The sequence below is a fragment of the Actinacidiphila oryziradicis genome, assembly GCF_005047355.1.
GTDB classification, from domain to species: domain Bacteria; phylum Actinomycetota; class Actinomycetes; order Streptomycetales; family Streptomycetaceae; genus Actinacidiphila; species Actinacidiphila oryziradicis.
In genome coordinates, this window is record NZ_SUMC01000262.1 from 1 (window position 1) to 3,445 (window position 3,445).

The window sequence follows — 3,445 nt, forward strand, 5'->3', positions numbered from 1 at the left end:
AGCGTACGGGATGGCCAAAGCCGCCGACGACCGCCTCGCCCTCGCCGCTTCACTCCAGCTACGCCCGCACCGCGTGACCTCGATCGCCGTGCATCCCGGGCTGGTGCGCACCGAAGGGGTCATGCAGTTCGTGGAGCACCTGGACCTGGCCACCTCGCAGTCCGCCGAAGGGGTCGGACGCGCCATCACCGCTCTGGCCGATGATCCGGACGTACTCGACCTCAGCGGCCAGGCTCTGAGCGTGGACTCGCTCGCGACCCGCTACGGCATCGACGTATCAACCTGACCGGGGCCTCCTGATCCACAACCATGGTTCAAAGCCCGCCGAGAAGCGGCTGCGCCCCGCACCCGCGGGGATGGTCCCCGCGCCACCTATCTGGACCTGCGCGCCTGGCACTGCTCCCCGCAGTCGGTCACCGTCCCCGCGGACGCGGGCACGCCCAGGCGCAGCGTCCTGGACTACGACGAACTCAACAAGACGCTCGCCGCCCCCGTCGCGGGTAAGACCAAGGCCGCGGGTCGCCGAGACCGTCGTCACCGTGGACGGTGACCTCTCGACGCCGCGCCTGGCGCAGCAGGTCACGCGGCAGCTTGCCGACACCGTCGCCGCATGGGGGGCACGCCGTCGCCGACGTGCGGTACTTCGAGGAGACCGCCGCCGTGAACGGCCGCCTGTCGTGGCACACGGGCCCGCGTGCGACTCGCTCCGAGTTCACCGCCGATGGCCGCACGGTAGTCATCCGCCACGACAGCGAAGCCACTTGGAGAGCGCGTGGACGGTCATCGTCGACGGCCAGCCCCAGGAGTACTCGTCCCTGTACCGGCTGACGTGGCCCGAACGCGTCCGCCGGCCGGCCCTGGCAGTCCACCGCGCCGAACGCTGACCGCCCCCGCCGGGGGCCCGGTCACAAGGGTCGGTGCCGCCCTGCACCGGGTGCCGGCTCAGCCGTGCTGCTCCGCGTGGGCGCCCAGGCGCACCAGGAATCGGCCCCAGTCGACGTTGCACAGCTCGAAGCACTCCAAAGTGGGGACCAGGCCGTGGTGGGTGAAGTCCAGACGGCAGCCGTCCTCGGTCGTCGCCATCGTGAACGTCGGTCGGGTGCCCTCCCAGTCGGGGACCAGCGGGCTGGACGTGACCTCCCAGACCACTACGTCGGGGCGGTGGGCGGCCAGCACCCGCATCACCGTCGGCCGCTCCTCGGTGCCGAAGGTGATCTGCAGCTCGCCCCCGGCCGGACGCGGCACCGTCACCGGCCGGGAGTACTTCCCCACCGACGGCTCACACGGCGTGGTGTTCCGGCTGGACGACCGGGCCGAGGGTGACGACAACCTGATCTCCGCCACCTCCCCCTATCTGCACCGGCTGTGCACGCGCTGCGACACCGTCGGCGACGACTTGATGCCCGCCCGGGGCACGCTGTGCGGCTACTGCGCGGCCCAGGAGGACGACACCGAGGCCCAGAGCCCGAACCCCACCACGGCCCGCACACGGCCCCGTCCCAGCCCCACAAGGCCGGCCACGCGCAGCAGCGCCCCGCCGGCCCGCCCGCCCACCCCACGACCACCAGGAGGAGCCCCGCCATGCGCAACTTCACCGCGTACGCCGCCCGCGAGGCCGTCACGTTCGCACTGCTCCACCCCACGCCGGAGGACGTTGCCGACATACGCCGCCACCTGATGGCCCTCGGGCCCGACGCCCCCGCCGCCCGGCACCTGGACATCGTGGAGGCCGACGCCGCGCTGGAGGACGCGAACGAGGCCGCCACCACCGCGCGGAAGTTGACCGGCGTCGCCCGCAACCTCGCCGTCGCCGCCGCTGACACCCAGCTCCGCGACGCCGTACGGAACGCCGAGCGACTCATCCTGGCCGTCGAGCCCACCGCCGCCCGCTTCCGGGGAACCGACATGCCCGTCACCCCCGACGCGATCACCGCCGCCGCCGCCGTCGCCTACGTCGGAGTGCGCGCCAGCGCCGAGGAATTGCGCGCCATCGCTCAGGGGACGCCCGTCGTGCAGGTGTACGAGGCCAGTAACGTTCCCGCATGACTCCCGAGATGCTCGACAGACTGAACCCGTTCCGTGACGAGGCGCTGAAGCGCGGCATCCCGTCCGCCGATGTGGAGCGGTGGATAACCTCCACCGCCCGCCCGTGCGCGACGCTGTCACCGGACGGGGACGGCCCGGTCGTGGGACAGTTTGGCGGCTCCTTGGCGCTTCCCGCTGGCGTTCCGGATCCCTTCTACCCTCTCCTCGCTACCATCGACTGCGCCGCCATACCCGGGGAGGCGACGGATATCCCGCTGCCGCCCGACGGCCAGCTACTGTTGTTCGGCTATCCCGACTTGGATCATCCCCTGTGGCCTGGCGGGGGCAGCGTGGTGTATATCCCTTCCGGCGCGGCCGTCGAGGAGCGAGAAGAAGATCCCCAGTTCAGGGAAGATCCGGAACAGCAGGAGATCAGGGATCAGTACCCGCAGGGTCAACTGCGCCTGACAATCAACGTATCCCTGCCTTATTACGGCTGTATGCAACTCTCCGAACCGCCCTACCAGAGGCCGCTCCCCGGTCATCCCCATTCTGAGGAACTATGTGCCGTCTGGATGGACACGGTCGATCGCATCGCCAGCGGCGGACCGCTGCAGATAGGCGGATACGCCACGGATGAGTACGACGGCGAGTCCGATCCCCTGCTGTCCTCCGCGGCGGAGAACCCCGAGGGCTGGGTGCTGCTCGCCGACTGGTACACCGCCATCGAGGGCAGAGAGGGCGCCACCGTCCACTGGGGGATCCGCCGGGAGGATGTGGCCGCACGGCGCTTCGACCAGGTGCGTGCCAGCGTGCTCTGGAATCCCTGACGGGGATCACCGAAAGCTCGCTGCAGCGACCGTAGGCCTGGCACTCGAAGCGCCGCAGCGTGTGCGTGCCGAGGTACAACCTGTACGGGTGCGTTCTTTTCGCCTTCGACCGCAGCGCCTCCACTCGCGCCGGCACCAACTCCATACCGAACTGCGCGGCCATCTCCTGGCAGGTCACCGGCCCCTGCCCGAGCCGGGCCCGGTCCGCCCCTCGCCTGCAGGATGCGCTGGTAGTCCACCGATAGCGCCGACCAGGTAAGTCCCTCGCGCCACACCGGCACCTGTGACTTCGGCTTCGCCGCCTCCGGCACCTGCGGCGTCGTTCCGGGCCGCCCCTCGGCGGCCAGCACCCTCTGGTCGGCCAGGGCGGGGTCCTGCCCGGTTTCGTCCGCTGGGGCCAGCACCTCGTCGACCCGCGAGCGAGCAATCGCCCACTCCTTCCATTCCCGCTCGGCAACGGCCAGCTCGTGTGGGGCTCGAAAAGTCGTCGCCGCAGGTCAAGCGGCGTACCGGTACTCGTTGATAGCACCGCCGAGGACGCGGGTGCGCAGGAGTCTGCGGCCGTCGACGTCGTGGATGGTGGCTGGTTG

Annotated in this window: 4 protein-coding genes and 2 pseudogenes; 4 read left to right on the plus strand and 2 right to left on the minus strand. The window is 70.7% G+C overall.

From position 1 onward, the window contains the following. Positions 1-286 (plus strand): annotated as a pseudogene (locus FCI23_RS57965) (oxidoreductase); the annotation flags it as partial. Positions 287-761: 475 nt separating this feature from the next. Next, on the plus strand, positions 762-884 hold the full coding sequence (locus FCI23_RS62900; RefSeq protein ID WP_265737866.1) for a hypothetical protein: 123 nt from the start codon (positions 762-764) through the stop codon (positions 882-884). A 58-nt stretch (positions 885-942) separates the two neighbouring features. Here FCI23_RS62900 and FCI23_RS54730 read toward each other — a convergent pair whose 3' ends face one another. After that, positions 943-1,251, minus strand: coding sequence for an SRPBCC family protein (locus tag FCI23_RS54730; RefSeq protein ID WP_136731635.1), 309 nt, complete (start codon positions 1,249-1,251; stop codon positions 943-945). Positions 1,252-1,581: 330 nt separating this feature from the next. On the opposite strand from FCI23_RS54730, the gene FCI23_RS54735 reads away from it, so the two are divergent. Continuing rightward, on the plus strand, positions 1,582-2,046 hold the full coding sequence (locus FCI23_RS54735; protein WP_136731636.1) for a hypothetical protein: 465 nt from the start codon (positions 1,582-1,584) through the stop codon (positions 2,044-2,046). Further along, entirely contained in the window at positions 2,043-2,855 is an 813-nt protein-coding gene (locus FCI23_RS54740) for a DUF1963 domain-containing protein (protein WP_136731637.1), read from the plus strand. The genes FCI23_RS54735 and FCI23_RS54740 overlap by 4 nt, the downstream gene beginning before the upstream one ends. A gap of 94 nt (positions 2,856-2,949) precedes the next feature. Here FCI23_RS54740 and FCI23_RS62905 read toward each other — a convergent pair. Beyond that, positions 2,950-3,319 (minus strand): annotated as a pseudogene (locus tag FCI23_RS62905) (hypothetical protein); the annotation flags it as partial. Between the last annotated feature and the right edge of the window lie 126 nt (positions 3,320-3,445).

Excerpts from the sequence above, each read along its gene's own strand:
- FCI23_RS54735 (WP_136731636.1), top strand. The coding sequence starts at position 1,582 with ATGCGCAACTTCACCGCGTACGCCGCCCGCGAGGCCGTCACGTTCGCA.
- FCI23_RS54740 (WP_136731637.1), top strand. The coding sequence starts at position 2,043 with ATGACTCCCGAGATGCTCGACAGACTGAACCCGTTCCGTGACGAGGCG.